At 72.0% G+C, this 26575-nt stretch carries 25 protein-coding genes and 1 pseudogene; 6 read left to right on the forward strand and 20 right to left on the reverse strand.

All coding sequences use genetic code 11. From position 1 onward, the window contains the following. Nucleotides 1-76: 76 nt before the first annotated feature. From NEH16_RS03325 to NEH16_RS03400, 16 genes and pseudogenes are all read right to left on the reverse strand, one after another. On the reverse strand, nucleotides 77-1474 hold the full coding sequence (locus NEH16_RS03325) for an aspartate aminotransferase family protein (protein ID WP_265539045.1): 1398 nt from the start codon (nucleotides 1472-1474) through the stop codon (nucleotides 77-79). After that, nucleotides 1471-3378, reverse strand: coding sequence for a 1-deoxy-D-xylulose-5-phosphate synthase (gene dxs / locus NEH16_RS03330; protein ID WP_265539047.1), 1908 nt, complete (start codon nucleotides 3376-3378; stop codon nucleotides 1471-1473). Before dxs ends, NEH16_RS03325 begins: the two co-directional genes overlap by 4 nt. 82 nt (nucleotides 3379-3460) lie before the next feature. Beyond that, nucleotides 3461-4477, reverse strand: a complete 1017-nt coding sequence (hpnH, locus tag NEH16_RS03335) for an adenosyl-hopene transferase HpnH (protein ID WP_073965679.1) — start codon at nucleotides 4475-4477, stop codon at nucleotides 3461-3463. A gap of 5 nt (nucleotides 4478-4482) precedes the next feature. Next, nucleotides 4483-5136: a 1-hydroxy-2-methyl-2-butenyl 4-diphosphate reductase gene (locus tag NEH16_RS03340; protein WP_073965680.1), complete on the reverse strand. Its 654-nt coding sequence runs from the start codon at nucleotides 5134-5136 to the stop codon at nucleotides 4483-4485. After that, complete coding sequence (gene shc, locus NEH16_RS03345; RefSeq protein ID WP_265539051.1) at nucleotides 5136-7139, reverse strand: squalene--hopene cyclase; 2004 nt, start codon at nucleotides 7137-7139, stop codon at nucleotides 5136-5138. Before shc ends, NEH16_RS03340 begins: the two co-directional genes overlap by 1 nt. A gap of 106 nt (nucleotides 7140-7245) precedes the next feature. After that, the gene (locus NEH16_RS03350; protein ID WP_265539053.1) at nucleotides 7246-8349 is read right to left on the reverse strand and encodes a polyprenyl synthetase family protein; all 1104 of its coding nucleotides are present in this window, start codon (nucleotides 8347-8349) and stop codon (nucleotides 7246-7248) included. Next, nucleotides 8346-9731, reverse strand: a complete 1386-nt coding sequence (gene hpnE, locus NEH16_RS03355) for a hydroxysqualene dehydroxylase HpnE (RefSeq protein WP_265539055.1) — start codon at nucleotides 9729-9731, stop codon at nucleotides 8346-8348. The genes NEH16_RS03350 and hpnE overlap by 4 nt, the downstream gene beginning before the upstream one ends. A gap of 149 nt (nucleotides 9732-9880) precedes the next feature. Beyond that, a complete protein-coding gene (hpnD, locus tag NEH16_RS03360; RefSeq protein ID WP_199879090.1) occupies nucleotides 9881-10801 on the reverse strand; it encodes a presqualene diphosphate synthase HpnD in 921 nt (306 codons plus the stop codon). Between the two features lie 29 nt (nucleotides 10802-10830). Then, nucleotides 10831-11750, reverse strand: a pseudogene (gene hpnC / locus NEH16_RS03365) (squalene synthase HpnC). Nucleotides 11751-12190: 440 nt separating this feature from the next. Next, nucleotides 12191-12976, reverse strand: a complete 786-nt coding sequence (locus NEH16_RS03370) for an ABC transporter ATP-binding protein (RefSeq protein WP_073965685.1) — start codon at nucleotides 12974-12976, stop codon at nucleotides 12191-12193. Continuing rightward, nucleotides 12969-13898 carry an ABC transporter permease gene (locus tag NEH16_RS03375; RefSeq protein ID WP_073965686.1) on the reverse strand — a complete coding sequence of 310 codons (930 nt, stop codon included), beginning with the start codon at nucleotides 13896-13898 and terminating at the stop codon, nucleotides 12969-12971. Before NEH16_RS03375 ends, NEH16_RS03370 begins: the two co-directional genes overlap by 8 nt. 106 nt (nucleotides 13899-14004) lie before the next feature. Next, complete coding sequence (locus tag NEH16_RS03380; RefSeq protein WP_265547047.1) at nucleotides 14005-14877, reverse strand: glycosyltransferase family 2 protein; 873 nt, start codon at nucleotides 14875-14877, stop codon at nucleotides 14005-14007. Nucleotides 14878-14885: 8 nt separating this feature from the next. Continuing rightward, on the reverse strand, nucleotides 14886-15665 hold the full coding sequence (locus NEH16_RS03385) for a CDP-alcohol phosphatidyltransferase family protein (RefSeq protein WP_073965688.1): 780 nt from the start codon (nucleotides 15663-15665) through the stop codon (nucleotides 14886-14888). Beyond that, entirely contained in the window at nucleotides 15643-16704 is a 1062-nt protein-coding gene (locus NEH16_RS03390) for an iron-containing alcohol dehydrogenase family protein (RefSeq protein WP_265539057.1), read from the reverse strand. The genes NEH16_RS03385 and NEH16_RS03390 overlap by 23 nt, the downstream gene beginning before the upstream one ends. Then, nucleotides 16692-17429: a sugar phosphate nucleotidyltransferase gene (locus NEH16_RS03395; protein ID WP_073965690.1), complete on the reverse strand. Its 738-nt coding sequence runs from the start codon at nucleotides 17427-17429 to the stop codon at nucleotides 16692-16694. Before NEH16_RS03395 ends, NEH16_RS03390 begins: the two co-directional genes overlap by 13 nt. After that, nucleotides 17426-19135 carry a DUF5941 domain-containing protein gene (locus NEH16_RS03400; protein ID WP_265547049.1) on the reverse strand — a complete coding sequence of 570 codons (1710 nt, stop codon included), beginning with the start codon at nucleotides 19133-19135 and terminating at the stop codon, nucleotides 17426-17428. The genes NEH16_RS03395 and NEH16_RS03400 overlap by 4 nt, the downstream gene beginning before the upstream one ends. Here NEH16_RS03400 and NEH16_RS03405 point away from each other — a divergent pair. The 4 genes from NEH16_RS03405 (at nucleotide 19073) to idi (ending at nucleotide 21880) form a co-directional block, all read left to right on the forward strand. After that, a complete protein-coding gene (locus tag NEH16_RS03405) occupies nucleotides 19073-19207 on the forward strand; it encodes a hypothetical protein (protein ID WP_265539059.1) in 135 nt (44 codons plus the stop codon). The genes NEH16_RS03400 and NEH16_RS03405 overlap by 63 nt on opposite strands. Before the next feature lie 351 nt (nucleotides 19208-19558). Further along, on the forward strand, nucleotides 19559-20551 hold the full coding sequence (locus NEH16_RS03410; RefSeq protein WP_265547051.1) for a cation diffusion facilitator family transporter: 993 nt from the start codon (nucleotides 19559-19561) through the stop codon (nucleotides 20549-20551). Nucleotides 20552-20644: 93 nt separating this feature from the next. Beyond that, nucleotides 20645-21160, forward strand: coding sequence for a GNAT family N-acetyltransferase (locus tag NEH16_RS03415; protein WP_265539061.1), 516 nt, complete (start codon nucleotides 20645-20647; stop codon nucleotides 21158-21160). Between the two features lie 126 nt (nucleotides 21161-21286). After that, nucleotides 21287-21880: an isopentenyl-diphosphate Delta-isomerase gene (idi, locus tag NEH16_RS03420; RefSeq protein WP_265539063.1), complete on the forward strand. Its 594-nt coding sequence runs from the start codon at nucleotides 21287-21289 to the stop codon at nucleotides 21878-21880. 18 nt (nucleotides 21881-21898) lie between these two features. Here the strand turns inward: idi and NEH16_RS03425 are convergent, their stop codons facing one another. Both NEH16_RS03425 and NEH16_RS03430 read right to left on the reverse strand, forming a co-directional pair. Next, a complete protein-coding gene (locus tag NEH16_RS03425) occupies nucleotides 21899-22354 on the reverse strand; it encodes an ATP-binding protein (RefSeq protein WP_265539064.1) in 456 nt (151 codons plus the stop codon). 120 nt (nucleotides 22355-22474) lie between these two features. Next, nucleotides 22475-23113: an HdeD family acid-resistance protein gene (locus tag NEH16_RS03430; protein ID WP_265539067.1), complete on the reverse strand. Its 639-nt coding sequence runs from the start codon at nucleotides 23111-23113 to the stop codon at nucleotides 22475-22477. A 79-nt stretch (nucleotides 23114-23192) separates the two neighbouring features. On the opposite strand from NEH16_RS03430, the gene NEH16_RS03435 reads away from it, so the two are divergent. Continuing rightward, on the forward strand, nucleotides 23193-23954 hold the full coding sequence (locus NEH16_RS03435) for an enoyl-CoA hydratase/isomerase family protein (RefSeq protein ID WP_265539069.1): 762 nt from the start codon (nucleotides 23193-23195) through the stop codon (nucleotides 23952-23954). Here NEH16_RS03435 and NEH16_RS03440 read toward each other — a convergent pair. After that, on the reverse strand, nucleotides 23941-24576 hold the full coding sequence (locus NEH16_RS03440; protein WP_265539071.1) for a DJ-1/PfpI family protein: 636 nt from the start codon (nucleotides 24574-24576) through the stop codon (nucleotides 23941-23943). The genes NEH16_RS03435 and NEH16_RS03440 overlap by 14 nt on opposite strands. Nucleotides 24577-24599: 23 nt before the next feature. Then, a complete protein-coding gene (locus NEH16_RS03445) occupies nucleotides 24600-25565 on the reverse strand; it encodes a GlxA family transcriptional regulator (protein ID WP_265539072.1) in 966 nt (321 codons plus the stop codon). Nucleotides 25566-25699: 134 nt separating this feature from the next. Between NEH16_RS03445 and NEH16_RS03450 the strand changes: the two genes are divergently transcribed. After that, on the forward strand, nucleotides 25700-26557 hold the full coding sequence (locus NEH16_RS03450) for an SCO6745 family protein (RefSeq protein WP_265539074.1): 858 nt from the start codon (nucleotides 25700-25702) through the stop codon (nucleotides 26555-26557). The last annotated feature ends 18 nt before the right edge of the window (nucleotides 26558-26575 follow it).

The following is a 26575-nucleotide window of genomic DNA, read 5'->3' on the forward strand; positions in this document are numbered from 1 at the left end:
CCCAAGAATTTCCCCTGAGGCAAATTTCTTGCCTCAGGGGCAAAAGCGTGGGCCAAAAGCGTCGGGCAACAGCGTCTCAGCGGTTGGCGACGGCCTGCTTCACCAGGGTCCGTCCGAAGTCCCACATCAGTCCCCCGCCGCTGTGCGCGTCGTCCATGACGGCGGTGAACGCCTCCACGAAGCGGTCGACGTCCGCGTCGTCGATGACCAGCGGCGGGATCAGCTTGATCACTTCGAGGTGGTCGCCGGAGACCTGCGTGAGGATGCGGTGCTTCTGGAGCAGCGGCACGACGACCATCTGCGCGAAGAGCCCCTTGCGGGCCGCCTGGAGCATGGTCCAGCGGCTGCGCAGCTTCAGCGAGGTGGGGCGGCCGAACTCGATGCCGATCATCAGCCCGCGCCCCCGTACCTCGTGCAGCAGCTCGTAGCGCCCGACGAGCGCGGACAGCCGCTCGCGGAGCAGGTCGCCGGTGCGCCGCGCGTGCGCGACGGTCTCCTCGTCCTCCATCACCGAGAGCACCGCCAGCCCCGCCGCCATGGCCTGGGCGTTGGAGCCGAAGCTCGCGGAGTGGACGAGGACCCGGTCCATCGAGGAGTAGACCCGCTTGAAGATCCAGTCCTTGCCGAGCGTCGCCCCGACCGGGACATAGCCGCCGGAGAGCGCCTTGGCGACGCAGACGAGGTCCGGTTCCACCCCTGCCTCGTGCTGGTACGCGTAGAAGTCGCCGGTCCTGCCGAGGCCGGTCTGCACCTCGTCGGCGATGAGGAGGGCCTTGTGCTTGCGCAGCAGCTCCTGGGCCTCGCGCAGATAGCCGGGCGGAGCGGCGAGCACCCCCTTGCCCTGGATCGGCTCGACCACCAGGGCGGCGACATCGCCCCGCTTCAGCTCCCTGCTCAGCGCGGCGAGGTCGCCGAGCGGGATCGCGGTGTCGGGCAGCAGCGGGGCGAAGCCGTCCCGGAAGCCGCCCTCGCCGTTCACCGAGAGCGAGCCGGTGGTGAGCCCGTGGAAGGCGTGGTCGCAGTACAGGACGCGCGGCCGGCCGGTGGCGTACCGGGCGAACTTGAGGGCCGTCTCGACGGCCTCGGTGCCGCTGTTGCCGAAGAACACCCGGTCCAGGTGCGGGCTGTGGCTCAGCAGCTTCTCGGCGAGCAGTCCGGGCAGCGGCTGGCAGTCGAACCGGGTCAGGTCGGCGAGCGAGGCGTCGAGGACGTCGTGCAGCGCCTTGCGTACGACGGGGTGGTGCCGGCCGAGCCCCATGACGCCGAATCCGGCGAGCATGTCGAGGTAGTCGTTGCCGTCCGCGTCCCAGAAGTGCGCGCCCTCGGCCCGTTCGTAGACCTTGTCGAAGCCGATGGTGTGCAGCATGCGCGGGAGCTGGTGGTTGAGGTGCCTGGAGTGCAGCTCGTAGCGTTCGGCGCCGCGCTCGGCGAGGAGCCGCGCCAGATCGAAGCCCTTGGGCTCGTCGTCCTTCATGCCCCGCTCTCCTTGTGCCCGTTGCCGCCGGCCGCCTTCCGGGCGGCCGTGACGGCGCTGATCCGGCCGGCGATCTCGACCGGTGTGAGTCCGATGTCGGCCAGCACCTCGGACCGCTTGCCGTGCGGGAGGAACTGTTCGGGGATGCCGAAGGTGCGCAGCGGTACGTCGACACCCGCGTCCCGGAGCGCCTGCCCGACCGCCGAACCGACGCCTCCGGCCCGGCTGTTGTCCTCCACCACCGCGACGAGCCCGTGCGCGGCGGCGAGCGCCGGAAGCTGCGCGTCGACGGGCTTGACCCAGCGCGGGTCCACCACGGTGCAGCGGATGCCGGCGCCTTCCAGCAGTTCCGCGGTCCGCAGGCAGACGGGCGCCATCACGCCGACGGCGACCAGGAGCACATCGGCGTCCTCGTCGCGCCGCAGCACGTCCATGCCGCCGATCCGGCCGACCGCCCCGATCGCCTCCCCCACCGACTCCTTCGGGAAGCGCACCAGGGTCGGCGCGTCGTCCACGGCGACCGCCTCGCGCAGCTCCTCGCGCAGCCGTTCCGCGTCGCGCGGGGCCGCGATCCGCAGCCCGGGCACGACCTGGAGCACGGACATGTCCCACATGCCGTTGTGCGAGGCGCCGTCGGGCCCGGTGACTCCGGCCCGGTCCAGGACGAAGGTGACCCCGCACCGGTGCAGGGCGACGTCCATCAGGAGCTGGTCGAACGCCCGGTTGAGGAAGGTGGCGTAGACGGCGACGACCGGGTGCAGCCCGCCCGTGGCGAGCCCCGCCGCACTGACCGCCGCGTGCTGCTCCGCGATGCCCACGTCCCAGACGCGGTCCGGGAACGCCTCGGCGAACTTCGTCAGCCCGACCGGGTCCAGCATCGCGGCGGTGAGCGCGACGACGTCCGGGCGCTCCGCCCCGATCACCGCGATCTCGTCCGCGAAGACGGAGGTCCAGGACGGGCCGACGGCGGGCGCGAGCGGGGCGCAGGTCAGGGGGTCCATCGCGCCGACGGTGTGGAAGCGGTCGGCCTCGTCGCGCAGGGCGGGGGCGTAACCGCGTCCCTTCTCGGTGATGCAGTGGACGAGGACCGGCCCCCGGAAGCCCTTGGCGCGGTGCAGGGCGGCCTCGACGGCGGCGGTGTCGTGCCCGTCGACCGGGCCGACGTACTTCAGCCCCAGGTCCTCGAACATGCCCTGCGGAGCGACGAAGTCCTTGAAGCCCTTCTTGGCGCCGTGCAGCGCCCCGTGCAGCGGCTGCCCGATGACGGGGGTGCGTTCCAGGAGGCCCTTGCCCCAGGACAGGAAGCGTTCGTAGCCGTCGGTGGTGCGCAGGGTGGCGAGGTGGCGGGCGAGGCCGCCGATCGTGGGGGCGTACGAGCGCTCGTTGTCGTTGACGACGACGATCAGCGGGCGGTCCTTGGCGGCGGCGATGTTGTTCAGCGCCTCCCAGGCCATGCCGCCGGTGAGGGCCCCGTCCCCGATGACGGCGACCACATGGCTGCCGCTCCCCCGTACCTCGTTGGCCTTGGCGAGGCCGTCGGCCCAGCCGAGGACGGTCGACGCGTGCGAGTTCTCGATGACGTCGTGCTCGGACTCCTCGCGGGACGGGTAGCCGGAGAGCCCGCCCTTGCCGCGCAGCTTGGAGAAGTCCTGGCGCCCGGTGAGCAGTTTGTGTACGTAGCTCTGGTGGCCGGTGTCCCAGAGGATGCGGTCGACGGGCGAGTCGAAGACCCGGTGCAGGGCGATGGTCAGCTCCACCACCCCGAGGTTGGGGCCCAGATGGCCCCCGGTCCTGGCCACGGCCTGCACCAGGAAGGCGCGGATGTCGTCGGCGAGTTCGCCGAGTTGTGACGCGTTCAGTGCCTTCAGATCGTGCGGCCCCCGGATGCTCTGCAGCAGCGTCATGCCCGGGCCCCCTCTCTGTGGTCCTGTTCCTGCGAAAGGTGACGGCCGGGCTCCGCGCGGGAGCCCGGCCGGGTGTCGCGGCTCAGTTGCCGCTGACGGTCTCGCGCATCGCGCGCAGGGACTCCTTCAGGGAGCCCATGGTGGCGAGGACGGCGGTGGGTTCGTAGCCGCAGTGCGCCATGCAGTTGGCGCAGCGCGGGTCCTTGCCCCGGCCGTACTTGTCCCAGTCGGTCTCCTCGATGAGCTGCCGGTACGTCGGCACATAGCCGTCGCTCATCAAGTAGCAGGGCCGCTGCCAGCCGAACAGGGAGTAGTTGGGGATGGCCCAGGCCGTGCACGGGAAGTCGGCCTTGCCCTCCAGGAAGTCCAGGAAGAGCGGCGAGTGGTTCAGCCGCCACCGGCTCCGGTTGCCGCCGGCGAAGGACTTCTTGAACAGCTCGCGGGTCTGCTCCACGCCCAGGAAGTGCTCCTGGTCGGGTGCCTTCTCGTACGCGTAGGCGGGCGAGATCATCATCTCGTCCACCTTGAGGTCGTCGTTGAGGTAGTTGAGCACCTCGATGATGGTCTGCGGGGTGTCGGTGTTGAAGAAGGTGGAGTTGGTGGTGACCCGGAAGCCGCGCCGCTTGGCCTCCTTGATCGCCGCCACCGCCTCGTCGAACACCCCTTCCTTGGCGACCGATTCGTCGTGCCGCTCCCGCAGCCCGTCGATGTGCACGGCGAACGCGAAGTAGGGCGAGGGCGTGAACTTCTCGATCTTCTTGCGCAGCAGCATCGCGTTGGTGCAGAGGAAGACGTACTTCCTCTTCGCCACCAGCTGGCGCACGATCTCATCGATCTGAGGGTGCATCAGCGGTTCGCCGCCGGCGATGGAGACCATCGGGGCGCCCGATTCGAGCACGGCACCGACGGCCTGGGCCACCGGCATGCGCTGCTTGAGGACTCCGGCCGGGTGCTGGATCTTCCCGCAGCCCTCGCAGGCGAGGTTGCAGGCGTACAACGGCTCCAGCTCGACGATCAGCGGGAACTTCTCCCGCTTGCGGAGCTTCTGTTCAATGAGGTACGTCGCAACCTTGATGGACTGACGAAGCGGCATGGCCATCTAGCTCACCTCCTGGGGAGCAGCAAAGATCGGTGCCATTCATAGAAAGCCGGCAGGACGGCACGGAGAACACGGAAAGCCGATATTCCACCGCGGAACGTGCCGATGCGGACGAGCTCATGCTCCGGAGCGTCCACGACCACCCGTACGGCGGCAACCGGGCGCGGCCCGGACCGCAGGGCGGTGCGCAGGGTGGCGGCGGACTCCATGTCCACCGCGATCGCCCCGGTGGCCCGCAGCTCGGCCCGCTCATGTCCCCGGACGACATGGTCGGACCCGGTGAGCGGGCCGGTGTGTACGGTGCGCCCCGGTACGGCTCTGGCCAGCGCCTCGGCCAGCAGCTCCGCACCGGTGCACGGGACCGGGTCCCCGGCGGCCCGGGTCTCCTCGGCCACCACCAGGTCGCCCGGGTGCATCCCGGGCGCGAGGCCGGCGCAGAACCCCGAGGCGATGACCGCGGTGTCCGCCGCGGCCCCGCCCTCCCGCCCGAGCGCGCGCGCCACGGCGGTCTCGGCCGCCCTGGGGCCCATGCCGGTACGGAGCACGGTGACCCGCTCCGGGGCGTCCACCGCCCTCCCCCTGCCGGTGCGCAGGGCGAACTGTTCGATGCCGAGCGCGCAGGCGATCAGCAGCGGGGCGGCCGGCCCGGCCTCTGCCATCAGGCCCCCTCACGCGTCGGCGTGCGGCCCGCGAACGGGTCGCCGTGCACGTACCGCCCGAGTGCGGTGAGCGGGAAGACCTGGCGGTACAGGTGGTAGTTGATGGAGAAGTCCCAGGGGAATCCGGTGCCGGTGAAGTAGGGCTCGTCCCAGGAGCCGTCGGCCTGCTGGGTCTCGGTCAGCCAGGCGATGCCCCGGGTCACGGCGACGGTGTCCCGGCGCCCCGCGGCGAGCAGCGCGAGGAGGGCCCAAGCGGTCTGGGACGCGGTGGAGGCGCCCTGGCCGATCCACTTCTCCTCGGTGTAGGAGCGCAGGTCCTCGCCCCAGCCGCCGTCGTCGTTCTGGACGGACTCCAGCCATTCGACGGCGCGCCGGATCGCCGGGTGCGACGGGGGCAGCCCGGCCGCGGTCAGCGCGGGGACCACCGACCCCGTGCCGTAGACGTAGTTGACGCCCCAGCGCCCGAACCAGCCGCCGCCCGCGTCCTGTTCGGAGAGCAGCCACTCGATGCCGCGCCGGGTGACCGGGTGTTCGGCGCGGCCCTCGATGGCCAGCATCTCCACCACATGCCCGGTGACGTCGGCGGACGGCGGGTCGATGACCTCGCCGAAGTCGCAGAACGGCAGCCGGTTGGGGAACGGGCTGGTGTTGTCGGCGTCGAACGCGCCCCAGGCCCCGTTGCGGGACTGCATGCCGACGTTCCAGCGCACCCCGCGCTCGATCGCGGCGTCCACCCGGGCCTGGTCGGGGTGGCGGACCCGGCGCAGGGCGAGGACCACCTCCGCGGTGTCGTCGATGTCCGGGTAGTTGTCGTTGTGGAACTCGAACGCCCAGCCTCCGGGCTCCAGTCGGGGTCTGCGCACCGCCCAGTCGCCCGGCCGGACGATCTCCTCGGCGAGCATCCAGTCCGCCGCCCTCACGAGCGCCGGGTGGTCGGGGGCGACCCCGGCGTCGGCGAGCGCGATGGTGGCCAGGCAGGTGTCCCAGACCGGGGACTGGCACGCCTCGATCATGCGGGTGCCGTCCTCGCGCCACACGGCGAAGCGGTCGAGCGATTCGAGGCCCGCCCGCATCACCGGGTGTTCGAGGTCGTAGCCGAGGAGGTGCAGGGCGATGACCGAGTAGACGGCGGGCGGCTGGATGCCGCCCCAGCAGCCGTCGTTCTCCTGGCGTTCGATGATCCAGCGGGCGGCGGCGTTCATCGCGACCCGGCGCAGTCCGCGCGGCGCGAACCGGTGGTAGACGTGCAGCGCCTTGTCGAGCCGCTGGAACAACCCGTCCCAACTCCGCGCGGGTGCCGGGCGCTTGGGCGGGTTCGGGTTCGCGGGGTCGGTGTGCAGCTCGTCCAGGGCGAAGGGGGCGGGCCGCACCGGCCGCTTCGCCGACACGATGGTGAGCGGGACGATGGTCTGGCGGGCCCAGCAGCCGAAGTCGTAGATGTTGAGCGGGACCCACTTCGGGAAGAACATCAGCTCCGGGGGGAGCTCCGGCAGGTCGTCCCACTTCCACCAGCCGAAGAGGGCCAGCCAGATCCGGGTGAAGACCCGGCTCGCGGCGATGCCGCCCTGTTCCCGGACCCAGCCCGCGGCCCGGGCCATGTGCGGGTCCTCCGGCCGGTCGCCCGCCAGCCTCAGCGCGACGTACGCCTCGATCGTGGTGGAGAGGTCCGCGGGGCCGCCGTGGAAGGTCGCCCACGTCCCGTCGCCGAGCTGTTCGCCGCGGATGAATCCCGCGGCCGCCCGGACCGTCGCGGGGTCCTGGATGCCGAGGAACTGACGGAGCAGAAGGTCCTCGGCGTCCATGGTGACGTTGGTGGCGAGGTCTCCCTTCCACCAGCCCTGCTCGTCCTGCCTGCCGAGGAGGTGCTCCACCGAGCGCTCTGCGGCCCGCCGCGCGGCGGCAAGTACTGCGTCCGCGGCGATGGTTGATTCGGTTGTCTTCCTACTGGCCGAGGCTGCGCGGGGGTCAACGGCCCCGGTGCTTCCGTCGGTCGTCGCTGTCATGGCTTCCCCTTCGTGCAGGTGGTCCTCTGCTGTGCTGGGGTCTCCGTCGGCCGGCGCCCGTGGGGGCGCCGGCCGGCGACTGCGAGTCATATGGACCAGATGGTGATCATCTCTTTCGTACGACGACGAAGTCCGCGAGCGCGGTGAGCTGCGCCCGCACGGGTTCCGGCATGTCGACACCGTGCAGCGCCTCTATGGCGACCGCATGCTGACGACGCGCCTCCTGGGCGGTCCACTCGCGACCGCCCGCCTCCTCGATGAGCGCCGCACGGGCGGCGAACTCCTCCTCGGAGAAGCTGTCGAAGTCGCTGCTCTTGGCGTCGGCGGCGAGCAGCTCGCCCAGGCGCTCGGAGGCCGGTCCGCCCGCGGCGAGCGCGGCGACGACCGGCAGGGACTTCTTGCGCTGGCGCAGATCGCTCCAGGTCTGCTTGCCGGTGGACTCGGGGTCGCCCCAGATGCCGAGCAGGTCGTCGACCGCCTGGAAGGCGAGCCCGAGGTGGTGGCCGTACGCCTCAAGGACGTCGGCGGTGCGGTCGTCGGCGCCGCCGAGCACCGCGCCGATGGAGCAGGCGCAGGCGAGGAGGGCGCCGGTCTTGTTGCCCTCCATCTCCAGGCACTCCTCGACGGTGACCCGCTCGCGGTGCTCGTAGGAGATGTCCTGGGCCTGCCCGTCGATGAGCTTGCGGGTCGCCGTGGTCAGCCGCTGGGCCGCCCGGCCGGCCTCGGCCGTGCCGAGCTCCAGCAGTATGTCGTAGGCCAGGGCGAACAGGCCGTCGCCGACCAGGATGGCCTGGGCGGGGCCGTGCACCTTCCATACGGTGTCGCGGTGGCGCCGCTGCTCGTCGCCGTCCATCAGGTCGTCGTGCAGCAGCGAGAAGTTGTGCACGAGTTCGACGGCGACGGCGCCGGGGATACCGGCCTCCGCCGCGGCGCCGGCCGCCTCGGCGGACAGCAGGGCCAGCGCCGGGCGGACGGCCTTGCCGCCGTCGCCGTCGGCGGGCCTGCCCTGGGCGTCGATCCAGCCGAAGTGGTAGGCGGCCACGGTGTCCATGGGCGGTGCGAGCCGGTCGACGGCGGCCCGGAGCACCGGCGTGGAAAGGGCCCGTCCGCGCTCCAGAAGCGCGGTGACGTCCGTGGTGTCCGCCACGGTGTCGGAAGCCGGATTCGCCGGGGTCACTGACTCTCCTCTTGTTCCGGTGGTACTGCTCATGCCGCCTCCTGCAGCGGATGTTCTTGGGGGCGGCCGAGCGCCAGGAGCGCGGCGTCCGCGGCACCCGCGCCACTGCGGACCGCGCCCTCCATCGTGGCGGGCCAGCCGGTGGCGGTCCAGGCACCTGCCAGGAAGAGTCCGGGGGCGCGGGTGAGCGTCCCGGGGCGCAGCCGGCCGACGCCGGGCGCGGGCGCGAAGGTCGCGGTGCGCTCGCGGGTGACGAAGAAGTCCCGGATGCCGGCGCCTCGGGCGGCGGGCAGCAGCCGTTCCAGCTCGGGCAGGTAGCGGGCGCGCAGCTCGGCGACGGGGAGGTCGATCTCCTCGCCGGCCGCGGACTGGGAGACCGCGAGGTACTGCCCGGGCCCGGTGAGCCCGGACGCCTCGGTGCGGTCGAAGACCCACTGGACCGGGGAGCCGAGCGCGGCGAAGAAGGGCCGCTTGAGCACCTTGCGGTCGTAGACGACGTGCACGTTGAGGATCGGGGACGTACCGATCTCCAGGAGCTTGTCCGGTGCGTCGAGCGCGCCCTCGGGCAGCAGTTCGTGGGTCTCGCGCTGCGGCACGGCCAGCACGACGGTGTCCGCCTCGATCCGTTCGGCGCCGGTGTCCACCAGCCAGTGCCCGTCCTCGGTGCGGGCGAGGCCGTGGGCCTTGGTACGCAGTTCGGTGCGGACGCCTGCGGAGTCGAGGGCCTTGCGGCTCATCGTGTCGTGGATGTCGCCGAGCGGTACGGCGGCCCAGCCGATGTCGGCGGCGCCCGGGTCGGAGAGCAGCCCGGTCTTGAAGACCTTCGCGGCGAGCCCGAGCGAGGCGTGGGGCGCGGTGGCGTTGAGGGTGGCGACGCCGACGAGGTCCCACAGCGCCTCGATGGTGCGCGGCGACTGGCCGTGCCGGGCGAGCCAGCTGCCGAAGTCCTCGGCGTCGAGCGCGGGGTCGTCCGGGTCCAGCCGGCCGAGGGCGAGCGCGGCGCGGGCGACTCCGGCGCGTTCGGCGAGGGAGAGGTGGGGGTATCCGGCGAGGCCGGCCGCGAGGTGCAGCGGGACCGGGAGCGCGTTGCGGCGCAGCCGTCCGAGCCGGGGGCCCGCGGGCCGGCCGACGTCCAGAACGGGCACGTCCAAACGGTTTTGCAGCGGGGCGAGGCGGGTGCCGTCGACGCGGTCGAGGAACCAGCGGTAGGCGGTGCAGCAGCGCAGGTAGACGTGCTGGCCGTTGTCGACCGTCAGCTCGCCCCGGCGGAAGGAGAAGGCGAGGCCGCCGAGCCGGGGCCGCCCTTCGAGCAGGGTCACGTCAAGCCCGGCATCGGCCAGGCGGAGCGCCGCCGTGACACCGGCGAGCCCGCCGCCGACCACGACCGCGCGGGAACGCGTCGCGTCGTCGTTCATGCGTCCCCCTCTCGCCGGCTGCCCGCCCATCGGGCCTGCTCGGATCGGTCCTGCCCAGACAGGGACGCGGCCGCCGGGCCGGGGGTTGCCCGCCGTCCGCCGCGTTCGTCCTTGATGCACATGGTGCGCGAGATGTACCTGAGGCGCATTCAGACACGCCCTCTCGCCGTGCGCCGTGAGATGTGCCGGGCGTCGAGACCGGACAGGCCGCGCACCGCGACGTACGCCTTCTCGTGGCCCGGGAGCGAGACCCGGCCGCGCAGCACCGCCTCGGGGTCGCGCTCGATGCGGTCGAGGAGCCTGCGGTAGATGCCGGCCATGGCCGCCACGCAGGCGCCGCTGCGCCGGTCGAGCATCGGGAGGAGGCGGTAGCCCTCCGCGAACAGCGCGCGGGCGCGCCGGACCTCGAAGTGGACGAGGCCCGCGAAGTCGGAGCCGGGCGGCGGGGTGGCCCGCTGGAAGCCCGCGGAGCAGCCGAACTTGGCGAGGTCGTCGGCGGGCAGGTAGGTGCGGCCGTTGCCCGCGTCCTCGCGGACGTCGCGCAGGATGTTCGTCAGCTGGAGGGCGAGGCCGAGCGTGTCGGCGTACTCGGGGGCGCGCTCGGCGCCGGGGGCGCCCGGTTCCGTACCGAAGATGCCGAGGCTCAGGCGCCCGATGGCGCCGGCGACGCACCGGCAGTAGACCTTGAGGTCGTCCCAGGTCTCGTAGACGGTGCCGTCGACGTCCATCAGCACGCCGTCGATCAGCTCGTCGAGCCCTTCGAGCGGCAGCGGGAACCTGCGGGCGGCGTCGGCGAGCGCGACGGCGACCGGGTCGGTGTCGTCCTCCTCGACCTTGCCGGCGCGGACGCGGTCGAGCAGGGTGCGGGTGCTCTCCAGGCGGACGCGCTTGGTCTCCGGCTCGAGTTCGCCGTCGCCGATGTCGTCCACGCGACGGGAGAAGGCGTACAGCGCCGACATGGCCTGCCGCTTCTCGGCCGGCAGCAGCCTGATGCCGTACGCGAAGTTACGCGCCTGCTGTCCGGTGACGGCCTCGCAGTAACTGTAAGCGGCCTGTACCGGCGCCGACATGTACGTCGTCTGTCCCTCCACGGTCCGGCTCACCCCTCTCTCCGCGCTTTTCGCAAGACAACTCCCACTTCGCGCAGCAGGCTGGGCTTGGTGGGTCCGGGCGGTCCGGGCAGTACGTCGAAACCGGCGGCCGCGATCGCGGTGAGGGCGGCGCGTCCTCCTCCGACGAATCCGGCGAGAAGCAGCCTGAGCCTGCCGTGGACGCTACCCACCAGGGGGGTGCCTTCATTCAGCAGATCCCGGGCGCGTTCCGCTTCGTACGCGACGAGGGAGCGGACCGAGGCGTTCGCGGTGGGGCCGCGAGGTCGGTCTCGCCGACGTGGAACCGGGCCATGTCCTCGGCCGGAAGATAGATGCGGTCGCGGCCGAGGTCCTCGGCGACGTCCTGGAGGTGCTCCACGATCTGCAGCGCGGTGCACACGGCGTCGGAGCGGCGCAGCCGTTCGGGGCTCGCGGTGCCGGTGAGCTGGAGGACGAGGCGGCCGACGGGGTTGGCGGACAGCTCGCAGTACGCGAGCAGTTCCCCGTACGTGCCGTAGCGGCGGACCTTCTGGTCCTGCCGGTTGGCCTCGATGAGGCCGATGAACGGCTCGGGGGTGAGCGCGCGGCGCCGGGCGGTCGGGCGGAGCGCCTGCATCAACGGGTGGTGCGGGGTCTCGCCGGTGGTCGCGAAGACGCGGTGCAGGTCGCTCTCGAGCGCGTCGAGCATCGCGAGCCGGTCGTCGCTCTGGGCCGGGTCGAGTCCGAGGTGCACGGCGTCCGCGCCGCCGGGGGCGAGGTCGCCGTCGCCGATGTCGTCCACCAGGCGGGCGAAGCCGTAGACGGCCATCAGGTCGTCGCGCCAGGCGCGCGGCAGGAAGAAGGGGGCGACCGGAAAGTTCTCGTGGGCTGCCTTGCCGAGGGTTCCGGATGCGGCGGTATCGAGCCGCGCCTGCCGGGTACGGGTCACTGCGGACCGCCCTGCGCGGGGACGGCGTGAGCACCTCGGAGCGGGAGATCTTCCGTCATAGCCGTCACAACTCCCGTTCTACACTGCTGACCCAAAATACCCCATTCCGGACACGCCGCCCGCCCTTCCGAGTGCCGAGGACGACTCCCGGCCGTCCCCTCAGGCGGTATCGCACCACTTGCGGCGAATCAGCACCGGTACAGCTTACGTTGTACAACGCTCATCCAAACGCCGGGGTACGGGCCGTACGGCGCCGGCCCCGGGGCCCGCGTCAACTTTCCACCCGCCGGAGCGCGTTCACGTCATCCGGCGGGAGGAGATCGCGAAGGCCGCCGTACGACGAGGCGCGGATGTCCGGACTCCGGTCCACGCTCCGGACATGGCGCGGCCCCCGCCGGAAGGGTCCGGCGGGGGCCGTCTGCCGTGCGACGCGGGGCGTCCTACTTGCCGGTCTCCCGTTCGTAGGCCCGCAGGACCTCCTCGGTCGGTCCGTCCATCAGGAGCTCGCCCTTCTCCAGCCACAGCACCCGGTTGCAGGTGTCCCGGATCGACTTGTTGCTGTGGCTGACCAGGAAGACCGTCCCGGCCTCCTTGCGCAGCTCCCTGATCCGCGCCTCGGAGCGGATCTGGAACTTGCGGTCACCGGTGGCCAGCGCCTCGTCGATCATGAGGACGTCGTGGTTCTTGGCGGCCGCGATGGAGAAGCGGAGGCGGGCGGCCATGCCGGAGGAGTAGGTGCGCATCGGCAGGGTGATGAAGTCGCCCTTGTCGTTGATGCCGGAGAACTCCACGATGTCCTCGTAGCGCTCGCGGATCTCCTCGCGGCTCATGCCCATCGCGAGGCCGCCGAGCACCACGTTGCGCTCGCCGGTCAGATCGCTCATCAGCGCGGCGTTGACGCCGAGCAGCGAGGGCTGGCCGTCCGTGTAGACGCTGCCGCTCTCGGTCGGCAGGAGGCCGGCGATCGCGCGGAGCAGCGTCGACTTGCCGGAACCGTTGGTCCCGATGAGGCCGATCGCCTCGCCCCGGTAGGCGGTGAAGGTGACCCCGCGCACGGCGTGCACCTTGCGCACCCCGCGCTCCTGGCCCTTCTCGCGGCGCAGGATCCGGCTCAGTGCCGCGGTGGCGCTGCCCTTGCCACCGCCGCCGCCGTTGACCCGGTACACGATGTGCACGTCGTCGGCGATCACGGTGGGGACGCGCCCCGCGGTGTTGTCGTCAGCCACGGCCGTACCGTTCCTCTGCCTTCCAGAAGTACACGAAGCCCACGATGCCCACCACGATCGACCAGGCGAGGGCGACCGCCCAGACGTGGTCCGGCAGGTTCTCGGAGCCGTATCCGTCGATCAGGGCGAACCTGACCAGGTCCATGTAGATGGCCGCCGGGTTGTACTGGAGCACGTCGGTGATCCAGGCCGGCTTGTCCGCGAGCATCACCGGGATGGAGAACATGACCCCGGAGGCGTACATCCAGGTGCGCATGACGAACGGCATCAGCTGCGCCAGGTCGGGGGTCTTGGCGCCCATCCTGGCCATGGCGAGCGCCAGTCCGGTGTTGAAGAAGAACTGCATCACCAGGGCGGGGATCACCAGCAGCCAGGAGAGCCGGGGGTAGCTGCCGAATCCGACCGTGACCGCGATCAGCACGATCATGGAGTACAGCAGCTGCTGGAGCTGCTGGAGCGAGAAGGAGATGGGCAGCGAGGCGCGCGGGAAGTGCAGGGCCCTGACCAGGCCGAGGTTCCCGGAGATCGCGCGCACGCCGGCCATCACGGAACTCTGCGTGAAGGTGAAGACGAACACCCCGGTCACCAGGAACGGGATGAAGACCTCCTGCGGTATCCCCTTCTTCGTGCCGAGGATCAGCCCGAAGATGAGGAAGTAGACCGCCGCGTTCAGGAGCGGGGTCGCCACCTGCCACAGCTGGCCCAGCTTCGCCTGGCTGTACTGGGCGGTCAGCTTGGCCCGGGAGAACGCCAGGATGAAATGGCGCCGCCCCTGGAGCTGGCGCACGTACTCGAGGAGTCCGGGCCGGGCACCGCTGACCGCGAGGCCGTACTTCGCGGCCAGCTCGGCCGCACTCAGGCCGTCGTCGGCTGATGGCCGGCTGCTCACCGCAACCGCGCCGCCATGGGTTGTGTCACTCACCAGAAGAAACTCTCGTATTCGAAATGCGCAGCCAGTCGCGGGCGCGGCTCAGGGCGGACAGGTCCCGTCAAGAAAAATACGCCTCATGCTCCCAGAGGGGAGCATCTCAGATGACCGGAGGGCGGCCCAGCCTGGTCAGTCGCCACACCGTACGCCACTTCATCGGGCGGCGCGGTCCGCAGGGCGTCCGCCAGCCCTCCCGGAATCCGCCGAACCACGCCTTCAGCGCCTCGCCGGACGGCCTGCGCAGCAGGGTCAGCAGCATCCACACGCCCAGGTACACGGGGACGAGGGGCGCGGGGAGGTTGCGCCGGGCCAGCCAGACCCGGTTGCGGGCCACCATGCGGTGGTAGACCGCGTGGCGGGACGGGGCCGTGGCGGGGTGGTGCAGCACCATGTCCGCGCGGTAGTCGATCAGCCAGCCGGCGTCCAGCGCCCGCCAGGCGAGGTCCGTCTCCTCGTGCGCGTAGAAGAAGTCGCCCGGCAGCGGGCCGACCTCGGCCAGCACCCGGGTGCGCACCGCGTTGGCGCCGCCCAGGAAGGTCGTCACGCGGGACGAGCGCATCGGGTCGGCGGCGCGCAGCCGGGGAACGTGCCGGCGCTGGGTGACCCCGGTCTCGGGGTCCGCGATCCGGAAGCTGATGATGCCGAGCCGGGGGTCCTCGGCGAACGCCTTCCGGCACAGCTCCGCGGTGTCGGTGAGGGGCAGCAGCCCGTCGTCGTCGAGGAAGAGCAGGGCGTCCACGTCGGCGCCGGAGGGACCGAATGCCTCGATGCCGACGTTCCGGCCGCCGGGGATGCCGAGGTTCTCGGGCAGCTCGACGGTGCGGACGCCCGCGGGGACGTCGGGGACGGGCGAGCCGTTGCCGACGACGACCACCTCGATCCGGTCGCCCTCCTGGGCGGCGACCGAATCGAGCAGGGCGCGCAGCTCGGCCGGGCGGTTGCCCATGGTGATGATGACCGCGCCGAGTTTCATGGGTGTGCTCACTTCAGCCTGCTCGATGCCAGGACCGACACGAGATGCAGCAGGGTCTGGAGCAGGGCGATGCCCGCCAGGACCGCGACCGCGAGACGGCTGAAGAAGAAGTCGTCCCGCACCTCGTCCAGGACGGCCGCGACCAGGATGACCAGGGACGCCTCGACGCACAGGATGAGCCGGTGGAACTTGAGCGCGCCGGCGGCCCGGCGGGCGAACGCCATGCCGGAGGAGCGCGGCTCGGACGCGGACTCCTTCACGGGCGGCAGTCCGCCCTGGTGGCGGGCGACGCCGACCAGGTCCGTCTCGGCCTTGATCAGGATCGCGCCGAGCGCGGCGAGGGTGCCGAGGAAGGCCCACAGCCAGTCGATGCGGCCGGTGCCCCACAGGTCGGCGGCGCGCAGCCCGAAGCCGACGAGCACGGCCGCGTCGCAGAGGTAGGCGCCGACCCGGTCGAGGTAGACGCCGCCGAGCGAGAACTGCTTCTTCCAGCGCGCTATCTCGCCGTCCACGCAGTCGAGCAGCAGGTACAGCTGGACCATGACGACGCCGAGCACCGCGCCCCAGATGCCCGGGACGAGCAGCGCGGGGGCGGCGAGCACACCGGCCAGCGTCATCAGGTAGGTCAGCTGGTTGGGCGTGACCTTGGTGTTCACCAGGTACCGGTCGATGCGCAGGGAGACCTCGCGCATGTATATCCGGCCCGCCCAGTGTTCCCCGCTGCGCCGGTCCTTGACGCCCGGCGGGTGAACGACCGGGCGGAGTTCAGCTACTGATGGTCTTGGCATAGTCGGCGTACGCGTCCCTGATCTGGTCGGTGGAGAGGCTGAGGTGTTCCAGGACCGTGAAGCGTCCCGGGCGGGTCTGGGGCGCGTACTCGACGGCCTGGACGAATTCGTCGGCGGTGAAGCCGATCTCCTCGGGCGTGACCGGCAGGCCGTGCCTGCGGAGTACGTCGGCGAAGAGGCCGGACTCGTCCACGGCCCCGCGCAGGTGCATGGCGAAGGCGGCGCCGAGGCCGACCTGCTCGCCGTGGCTGGCGGCCCGCTTCGGGAAGAGCAGGTCGAACGCGTGGCTGATCTCGTGGCAGGCGCCGGACGAGGGCCGGGTGTCGCCGCTGATCGAGATGGCGATGCCGGAGAGCACCAGCGACTCGGCGAGGACGGTGAGGAACTCGTCGTCGGCGACGGTGCCGGGGTGGCGCAGGACGGCTTCGCCGGCGGTACGGGCCATGGCGGCGGCGAGTCCGTCGATCTGTTCGCCGTTGACCTGGTGCGAGAGCTCCCAGTCGGCGATGGCGGAGATGTTGGAGATCGCGTCGCCGATGCCGGACCGTACGAAGCGGTCGGGGGCGTCCCGGATCACCGACAGGTCGATCACCATGGCGATGGGCATGGGGACGCCGTAGGAGCCCCGGCCGTTGTCGTTGTCCAGGGTGGCGACGGGCGAGCAGAGGCCGTCGTGGGCGAGGTTGGTGGCGACCGAGACCAGCGGCAGGCCGACCCGGGCCGCGGCGTACTTCGCCACGTCGATGATCTTGCCGCCGCCGAGGCCGACCACGGCGTCGTAGCGCTTGCCCTTGATGTCGTCGGCCAGCTGCACCGCCGCGTCGATGTTGCCGCCGGCGACGCAGTACCAGTCGGCGCCCGGCAGGGCCGGGGCCAGCTTCTCGCGCAGGGCGAGCCCGGAGCCGCCGCTGATCGCGATGGCGAGCTTGCCGGAAGCGGAGATCCGCTGGTCGGCGAGGAGGCCGGCCAGGTCGTGCATGGCACCCCGGCTGATGTCGACGAAGACCGGGGACGGGATGAGTCGGGTCAGTACCGGCACGCGATCTCCCGGCCCTTCGCGAGGTCGTCGTGGTTGTCGATCTCGACCCAGCTCACGTCACCGATGGGGGCGACGTCCACGGTGAAGCCGCGGTTGACGAGCTCCTGGTAGCCGTCCTCGTAGTAGAGGTCCGGGTCGCGCTCGAAGGTGGCCTTCAGGGCGTCGGCCAGCTCCTCGGCGGCCTCGGCCTCGATGAGGGTGACGCCGATGTACTCGCCGGTGGCCTCGGCCGGGTCCATCAGCTTGGTGATCCGGCGGACGCCCTTGCCGTCCTCGGCGACGACCTTCATCTCCTCGTCGGCCAGGTTCTTCACGGTGTCGAGGGCGAGGATGATCTTCTGGCCCCGGCCGCGCGCGGCCAGCAGGGTCTTCTCGACGGAGACCGGGTGGACGGTGTCGCCGTTGGCGAGGAGCACCCCGCGCTTCAGCTCCTCACGGGCGCACCACAGGGAGTAGGCGTTGTTCCACTCCTCGGCCTTGTCGTTGTCGACGAGGGTGAGCTTCAGACCGTACGTGGCCTCCAGCTCCTCCTTGCGGGCGTAGACGGCCTCCTTGCGGTAGCCGACGACGATCGCGACCTCGGTGAGCCCGATCTCGGCGAAGTTGGCCAGCGTGAGGTCGAGGATCGTCTTGTCGCCGTCCACCGGCACGAGCGCCTTGGGCAGCGTGTCGGTGTAGGGGCGCAGGCGCCGTCCTGCGCCGGCTGCCAGTACGAGGCCGATCATGCGGGTTCTCCTTCGTCGTGAACGGCGGGCGCCCCGGAGGACACCCAGAAGCGGATGGACTCCACCAGCACGATCACTGCCACGGCCACGGCGAGCACGGTGAGCGCCGTGGCGAAACCGGAGGCTCCGGCGAGTGCGGCGGCGAGCACGGCCACGACCAGGGTCCGGCCCTCGTGTCCGCCGATCGTGCGCACCAGCCACTGGGGCGGGGCGCCGGTGCCGCCTCGGATGCGGTACACCGTGTCGTAGTGATGGTAGGCGACGGCCGAGACCAGTCCGAAGGCCGCGGGGAGCGCCCCGTCGATGTCGCTGCGGGCGGCCAGGATCAGGACCGTGCAGTACTCGGCGGCCCGGAAGACCGGGGGCACGAGCCAGTCGAGTGCGCCCTTGAGCGGGCGGGCCACGGCGACGCCGGAGCAGACCGCGTAGAAGACCGCCGCGATGATCGTCTGGCGGCTGCCGAAGGGCTGCTGGAGCGCGGCTGCGATCAGTGCGCCGGTGCCGACGAGGGCGACCGCCGGGGCGGTCCAGGCGCCGCCGATCTTCGGGCCCCGGGCGGCGATCAGCTGGGCGATCGGGCCGGAGTCCGCGAGGTCGGCCAGGGCCTGGGCGGCGCGGTCGGTGCGCCGCGCCTTGCGGGTCAGGGAGCGCAGGAGGCGGCCGGCTGTGGTGTAGCAGGCGGCGAAGGCGCAGCCGATGAGCAGGGCGTAGAAGACGATGCGCGGGGTGGTGACCGCGGTGAGGACGGCGATCATCGCCCAGCGCTCGCCGATCGGGAGCACGATCATGCGGCGCAGCCAGACCGTCCAGCCGACGCTGTCGAGCTTGTCGGAGAGGGCGGCCGTGGGGCTGCTGTTCGCCACCGCGTCGTGGTTGGCCTCGTTGAACGAGAAGTCGATGATGTGGCGGCAGGACTGGAGGACCATCGCGCCGAGCGCGAGCGCCCAGACGTCGTCGCCGTTGCGGGCGGCGCCGAGGGCGAGGCCCGCGTAATAGGCGTACTCCTTGGCGCGGTCGAAGGTGGCGTCCAGCCAGGCGCCCATCGTGGAGTACTGGAGCGAGTAGCGGGCGAGCTGCCCGTCGGTGCAGTCCAGGACGAAGGAGAGCAGGAGCAGGATGCCCGCCGCGACATAGCCGCCCCGGGTGCCGGTGGCCGCGCAGCCGGCCGCTATCAGCGCGGTGAGCAGGGACGCGGTGGTGACCTGGTTCGGGGTGAGCCCCCGGCGCGCGCACCAGCGGGCGATGTAGCGCGAGTAGGGGCTGATGAAGTGGGTGGTGAAGAAGCCGTCGCGGGCCTTCACCGCGCTGCGCAGCCGGACCGCCTCGTCGTCCACGGCCTCCACGTCCGAGCGGGCGGCGGCGCGGGCGGTCTCGTCGGTGGGCACGGTGGCGACGAGCGAGCCCAGCTCGGGGCGCTGCACCTCGGTGCCCCCGGCCTCCATGGCCGCCGCGAGCCTGCCGGGCACCGTGCGGTCGGTGACCGTGGCGGTGCCGCCCGCGGGCACTCCGGCGCCGACCGCGTCGGTGGTGGCGCGCAGGGCGCCGACCAGGGCGGGGCGGGCCTCGGCCTGGGCGGTGAGGGCGCCGGGCACGGCCGCCGCGGGGAAGCGGGGGTCGGTCAGGGCGAGCCGCAGGGCGTGGCGGTGGCCGACGAAGCGGGGGTCGACCAGGGCGACGCGGTGGGCCGCCGGGACGGCGGCCAGCAGGGTGGCCGCTTCGGTGACGTCGGCGGCTGCCCGGACGTCGAAGCCCAGCGACCGCAGATCGTCCTCCAGTGACGATCCGGGCAGCGGAGCACCTGTGAGAATGGCGGTCGACAGACGAACTCACTCCTTGGGTGCTGACACGGATCGGCACGCGACAGTGCGGCCAGAAGCGGCCGGCGGCATGTCGGCAGAGGCTATCGGATGAACGGAAGCGCGAGTTCACCACCCGTTTGCGCCCCGTTCCGGGCGGGGCCGGACCACGCGCTCCGTCCGCGATCATCATTGTCGATGGCCGCCCCGCCTGACAAAGCCGGGTCGCCCCGCACCGCACAAGGGCTCTGACCTGCACACGTTTCCGCAGGTCAGACGCAATGACAACGGTGTTCAGTCCCGTGTTGCCCGATACCCCCCACCCGTAGTTGACTGGCAGGGCCCGGGCCGGAAGCCCGGGTCCGCGAGACGACCGGGAGGCGTCCCCATGGGGCAGGGCACGATCACGGACACACGCACGGGCCGGCCCTCACCGGCACGGCGGCCGCCGCTCACAAGGGGCGGCTGCGCATCGCGCTCTGCATCACCCTGGCCGTCACGGTCATGGAGATCGTCGGCGGTGTGCTGTCCGGCTCCCTGGCGCTGATCGCCGACGCGGCCCACATGGCGACCGACGCCCTGGGACTCGGCCTGGCCCTGCTGGCGATCCACTTCGCCAACCGGCCGGCCGGCCCGAACCGTACCTTCGGCTACGCCCGGGCCGAGATCCTGGCCGCCCTCGCCAACTGCTGTCTGCTCCTCGGGGTGGGCGGTTACCTCCTCTTCGAGGCGGTGGAGCGCTTCATCGACCCGGCGGAGACCCGGGGCGGGCTCACGATCGCCTTCGCCCTGGTGGGTCTCGTCGCGAACGCGGTGTCGCTGTCGCTGCTGGTGCGCGGGCAGCGGGACAGCCTCAATGTGCGCGGCGCCTATCTGGAGGTGCTGGCGGACACGCTGGGCTCGGTGACCGTGCTGGTCTCCGCGGGCATCGTCATGGCGACGGGCTGGCAGGCGGCGGACCCCATCGCCTCGCTGATCATCGGCCTCATGATCGTCCCGCGTACGGTGCGGCTGCTGCGCGAGACGCTGAACGTGCTCCTGGAGGCGGCTCCCCCGGGCGTCGACATGGGCGAGGTACGCGACCACATCACGGCGCTGCCCGGGGTGCTGGACGTCCACGATCTGCACGCCTGGACGATCACCTCGGGGATGCCGGTGCTCTCCGCCCATGTGGTGGTGCAGCAGGACCTGCTGGACTCGATCGGCCACGAGAAGCTGCTGCACGAGCTCCAGGGCTGCCTGGGCGACCACTTCGACGTGGAGCACTGCACCTTCCAGCTGGAGCCGAGCGGGCACGCGGAGCACGAGGCGAGGCTCTGCCACTGAGCCCCGGGGCCGTGCGGCCCGAGGTGTAGGGTTTCCCGGACGTGTACGAACCGGCCCGTCCGGCCGGTGCCCGCCCACCCGAGGGTCCCCACGTTGACCGAGACGAACTGGCGCGTCCGCCCCGAGATGCGGGACGACGCCCCCGCCGTGCGCGCCGTGAACGCCGCCGCGTTCCCGACGGAGGCGGAGGCCGCGCTCGTGGACACGCTGCGCAAGGATTCGCTGGTCTGGCTGCCCGGCCTCTCGTGGGTCGCCGAAGCGCCCGACGGCTCGATCGCCGCGCACGCCCTGCTGAGCCGTTGCTGGGTCGACGGGGTGCCCGCCCTGGCCCTGGCCCCGGTGGCCACCGCTCCGGAGCACCAGCGCCGGGGTGCGGGCTCGGCCGTGGTGCGGGCGGTGCTGGAGGCCGCCCGGTGGTACGGGGAGCGGCTGGTACTGGTGCTCGGGCACCCGGAGTACTACCCGAGGTTCGGTTTCGTACCGGCGTCGCGGTACGGAATCCGGCCGCCCTTCGAGGTTCCGGACGAGGCGATGATGGCGCTCGTGCTCGATGATTCCGCGTCCGTCCCGATGGGCACGATTGAGTATCCGCCCGCCTTCGGAGTCTGACGGACCGGCCGGGGCGGGGCGGACATGCCAGGACCCTAAGTACGGACAAGCCGCTTTTGTACGGCAGACTTGATCGGACTCGACGGGACCGGCTGCACGGGGCCGGGACCACAGCGAAGGATGGGTATGCCGACCACACCAGTCACCGCGGCGAACACCTCGTCGAACGGCACAGCGGACGCGATCATGCTCGAACTGGTCGATGAGAACGGCACCACCATCGGCACGGCGGAGAAGCTCGCCGCCCATCAGGCGCCCGGCCAGTTGCACCGCGCGTTCTCCGTGTTCCTCTTCGACGAGCAGGGCCGGCTGCTGCTCCAGCAGCGCGCGCTCGGCAAGTACCACTCCCCCGGTGTCTGGTCCAACACCTGCTGCGGCCACCCCTACCCGGGCGAGGCGCCCTTCGCCGCCGCCGCCCGGCGTACGTACGAGGAGCTGGGGATCTCGCCCTCGCTGCTGGCCGAGGCGGGCACCGTCCGCTACAACCACCCGGACCCGGCGTCGGGCCTGGTGGAGCAGGAGTTCAACCACCTCTTCGTGGGTTTGGCCCAGGAGCGGCTGCGGCCCGATCCGGAGGAGGTCGGCGGGACGGCCTTCGTGACGGCGGCGGAGCTGGCCGAGCGGCATGCCCGTGAGCCGTTCTCCGCGTGGTTCATGACCGTGCTGGACGCCGCCCGGCCGGCGATCCGCGAGCTGACCGGGGACTCCGCCGGCTGGTGAGCGGGTGCGGCGGAGGGGTCAGAGGGCGGTGCTCAGCGGGAAGGCCGCCCAGATGACCTTGCCGCCGCCCGCGGTGTGCTCGACGTCGCAGGTGCCGCCGGCTTCCCGGGTGATCTCGCGGACCAGCAGCAGGCCCCGGCCGCCGGTCTGCGCGTAGTCGGTCTCCAGGGCGGTCGGGCGGTACGGGTGGTTGTCCTCGACGGACACCCTGACCCAGTCCTCGCCCACGGCCACCTCCACGGCGAGCTCGGGCGAGAGCAGCGCGGCGTGCTTGACGGCGTTGGTGACCAGCTCGGAGACGATGAGCAGCAGCCCCTGGGCGATGTCGTCCTCGATCGGCACGTTCTGGCGCTTCAGCAGATCGCGTACGGCGTGCCGGGCCCGGGGTACGGAGACGTCCGAGGCCGGGGCGGTGAAACGCCAGACCCCTTCGTACGGCAGGGGCCGGGCGGGGGTGCTCCCGCGGCTCTCCATAGTCCGGTACCCGCTCTCCACTCGAAGTGACTTCACGTCGAGTACAGGGTGGCGGGCGAGGTTGCTCCGGTCCGTACTATTGAACAGAAGTCGACTCCTATTGACCGAACTCGACTTCATTCACGCGACAGTGTCAGCTTTCGGACTGCTTCCGACCATCCTCGGTGAGCGGGTCCGTTCCCTCTCCCTGGTCCCCATCTGCTCGGAGACCATCGAGACGATGCGCCGGCCGCCGATCCCGATGGCGATGAGCCCGAGCCCGTCGAAGAGCAGGGCGAGCGAGAAGAAGCAGCCGAGTACGTAGAGGCTGCTGTGCGGCCAGTCGAAGAGGACGAGCAGGCCGAGGAGCAGGCCGAAGGCGCCCTGGAGCAGCGTCCAGCCGAACTGCGGGCCGCGCACCACGACGCTGCCGACGAGCCGGAAGACCCCGCCGGTCAGGAAGAGCAGCGCCGCGAACATGGTCAGCGCCTCGGCGGTGCCGTGCGGATGGCGGATGACGACCAGCCCGGCGGCGATGTTGAGCGCGGCCACCACGACGCCGAGCCAGAAGTAGCTGGTGCCGCGCGACTGGATGGCGTGCAGCAGACCGACCAGACCGCCGACGAGCAGCAGCCAGCCGAAGAGGATCATCGAGGTGAGCGTCGCGACGCCGGTGTAGACGAGGCCGACCAGGCCGGCGACGACGAGCAGGATGCCGAGCAGGGCCAGACCGCTGAAACTGCGGTGGAGCTTCCTGCCTTCGCGTTCGGGACCGTCCACGGTGGGGCTCCTCGGGTGCGTGCCTGTTTCGCGGCCCCTTGTTGATCGTAGGTTCGAACGCCACGGATAGCATCCGGCCATGGACCGTACGGAACCCCGTTTGGAGCACACCGTCGCGGACGGCGTCGCCACCGTCGTCATCGGCAACCCCGCCAAGCGCAACGCGATGACGGCCGCCATGTGGGAGGCGCTGCCGGTCCTGCTCGACAAGCTGGCCGCCGATCCTTCCGTAGGCGTCCTGGTCCTGACGGGCGCGGGCGACACCTTCTGCGCGGGCGCCGACATCTCCTCGCTCCGCGACCCGGAGAGCGATCCGCAGAGCCTGGCCGTGGCGGCCGAGGAGGCGCTGGCCGCGTTCCCGCTGCCGACCCTCGCGGTGGTACGCGGCTACTGCGTGGGCGGGGGGAGCCAGCTCGCCGCCGCCTGCGATCTGCGCTTCGCGGCGGAGGGCGCCCTGTTCGGGGTCACCCCGGCCAAGCTGGGCATCGTCTATCCCGCGTCGTCCACCCGCCGCCTCGTCGCCCTCACGGGTCCGGCGACCGCCAAGCACCTGCTGTTCTCCGGTGAGCTGATCGACACGGAGCGGGCGCTGCGGACGGGGTTGGTGGACGAGGTGCTGCCGGCCGACGGGCTGGACGAGCGGGTCGCCGCCTACGTACGCACCCTGGTGTCCCGGTCCCGGCTGACCCAGGCCGCCGCCAAGGAGTTCGCGGCCGGGCGCGAGGACCGGGACGCGCACTGGGCCGGGCAGGCGCGGGGCAGCGGCGACACCGCGGAGGGGGTCGCCGCCTTCCTGGAACGCCGCGCGCCCCGCTTCACCTGGGCGCCTACCGAAGGATGAAGCGGCTCCGGCCCCGCCACTCCTCGACCAGGTCGGCCGGCGCCTTGTCCGGCGACCCCGCGTCGTAGGGCGGCCGGGGGTCGTACTCGGTGAGGAGCTGTACGGCCTGGGCGGTGCGGTCGCCGGCGATGCGGCCGAGCAGGGTGAGGCCCATGTCGATGCCGGCCGAGACGCCGGCGGCGGTGACGTACTTGCCGTCGAAGACGACGCGTTCGCCGGTGGGTTCGGCGCCGTGGCCGCTGAGCTGGTCGAGCGCCAGCCAGTGCGAGGTGGCGCGGCGCCCCTTCAGGAGCCCCGCCGCCGCGAGGAGCAGCGAGCCGCTGCACACGGAGGTCGTCCAGGTGCTGGCCGCGTCGGCGCCGCGCAGCCAGCCGAGCAGGTTCTCGTTCTCCATCTGGTGGTGCTGTCCGGGGCCGCCGGGGACGATCACCAGGTCGGGGGCGGGCACCTGGTCGAACGTGCGGTGGGCGACCAGTTCGAGCGTGCCGCTGTCGTTGCGTACCGCTCCCGCCCGCTCGGCGACGAAGACCGGCTCGGCGCCGGGGGCGCGCGACAGGATCTCGTACGGTCCTACAGCGTCCAGCGCGGTGAAGCGGTCGAAGAGGGCGATGGCGATCTGCATGGTCTTCCCGTCTCTCGGGTGGGTCAGGAGGGGGCGGTGGTGCGGGAGCCGAAGCGGCGGCGGTATTCGGCCGGGCCCGCGCCGAGCGCCTTGACGAAGGCCCGGCGCATCGCCTCGGGCGTGCCGTAGCCGCAGCTGCGGGCGATCCCGGCGACTCCGTCGGTGGTGTCCTCCAGGAGCCGGCGGGCGTGTTCGAGGCGGACCCGGTCGACGTACCGGCCGGGCGTGGTGCCCGTCTCCGCCTGGAAGGCGCGGGCGAAGTGGCGGGGCGACAGGCGGGCGCGGGCGGCCAGGGCCTCGACGGAGAGGTCGGCGCCGGGGTGCTCGGTGATCCAGTGCTGCACCTCGCGCAGCGGTTCACGGCGCGCCGTCTGGGCGCTGAGCTGCGCGCTGAACTGGGACTGGCCGCCCGGCCTGCGCAGGAAGACGACGAGGTGCCGGGCGACCGTGAGGGCGACGTCCCTCCCGTGGTCCTCCTCGACCAGGGCCAGCGCGAGGTCGATGCCCGCGGTGACCCCGGCGGAGGTGGCGATCCTGCCGTCGCGTACGAAGATCGGCTCGGGGTCCACCTCGACGGCGGGGTGTTCGCGGGCCAGCTTCTCGCACACGTTCCAGTGCGTCGTCGCCCGGTGCCCGTCCAGCTGTCCGGCCGCCGCGAGCAGCAGCGCCCCGCTGCACACGGAGACCAGCCGCTCCGGCAGCGGCCCGTGCGCGCGCAGCCACTGGACGAGCCCGGGGTCGGGGTCGCGGGTGCCCCGGCCGCCGGGGACGAGGAGGGTGTGGGGCACCGGCGTGTCGGCGAGGCTGCCGTCGGGGACCAGGGTGAGGCCGCAGGAGGAGCGGACCGGGGCGCCGTCCAGCGAGGCGGTGCGCAGCTCGTAGGAGACGTCGGGGAAGCGGGACGCCCCGGCGAAGACCTCCAGGGGGCCGGTGACGTCGAGGCTCTGCATGCCGTCGAAGAGGACGACGAGCACGGATCGCTGCTTCATGTCCGCCATCCTGGGCGGGAGCCGGGATGGCGGCAATGACGGGTTCCCCACCTTTCCTGCCATCGTCGTCTGCGGCACAGCTCACGTCGTTCCAGGGGTTCCGGCCCGTACCGACCAGTCGGTAACGTGCGGGTATGAGTACTCTCCCGCCCCGTGCCGGCCGGCGCTGCCACAACGCCCTGAACCCGCTGCACTCCTCGCTCTACTTCTCCCCCGACCTCGGCAAGGAGCTCGGCGGGATCGGGATCGAGGATCCCTCCGCCGCCTACTTCGCCACCCGCGCCGCCGCCATGGGCGCGGTCGGGGCGGAGACGGTGACCGCGACCTTCTACAACTTCAACCACGCGCTCGTGGCGCGGCACGTACCCGCGATCTGGGACATCGCCTCGCCGGCGAAGGTCCTGGACGCGCGGCTGCGCGCCGCCGACGCGACGCTGCGCCGGCTGCTCGGCGAGGAGATCATCGCCTCGCCCGAGATGGCCGAGGCGGCGCGGCTGGCCCTGCGCGCCACGGAGGGCTGCACCCGGCACGCCCGGCCGCTGTACGCCGCGCACGCCGGTCTGCCGGTGCCCGACGAACCGCATCTGGCGTACTGGCACGCGGCGACGCTGCTCCGCGAGCACCGGGGCGACGCCCACCTCGCCGCCCTCCTCACCGCGGAGCTGGACCCGCTCGAAGCGCTGGTCAGCCACACCGCGACGGGCAAGGGCATGGCGATCCGCTGGATCCTGGCCAGCCGGGGCTGGCGGCGCGCCGACTGGGAGGAGGCGTCGGAGCGGCTGCGCGGGCGCGGGCTGCTCACGGCGGAGGGCGAGCTGACCGAGGAGGGCGCCGCGCTGCGCACGGAGGTGGAGGAGGCCACGGACCGGATGGACCTGGGCCCGTACGAGCACCTGGGCGGGCCGGGTGTGGCCCGGCTGACCGAGCTGGGGCGCGGCTTCCTCGCCACGGCCGCGGCGGCGGGCGCCTTCCCGGCGAGCGCGACGGGCTGACCCGTAAAAACCGCGGCC

Origin of the sequence: Streptomyces drozdowiczii (genome assembly GCF_026167665.1) — a bacterium.
In the GTDB taxonomy this organism is placed as follows: Bacteria; Actinomycetota; Actinomycetes; order Streptomycetales; family Streptomycetaceae; genus Streptomyces; species Streptomyces drozdowiczii_A.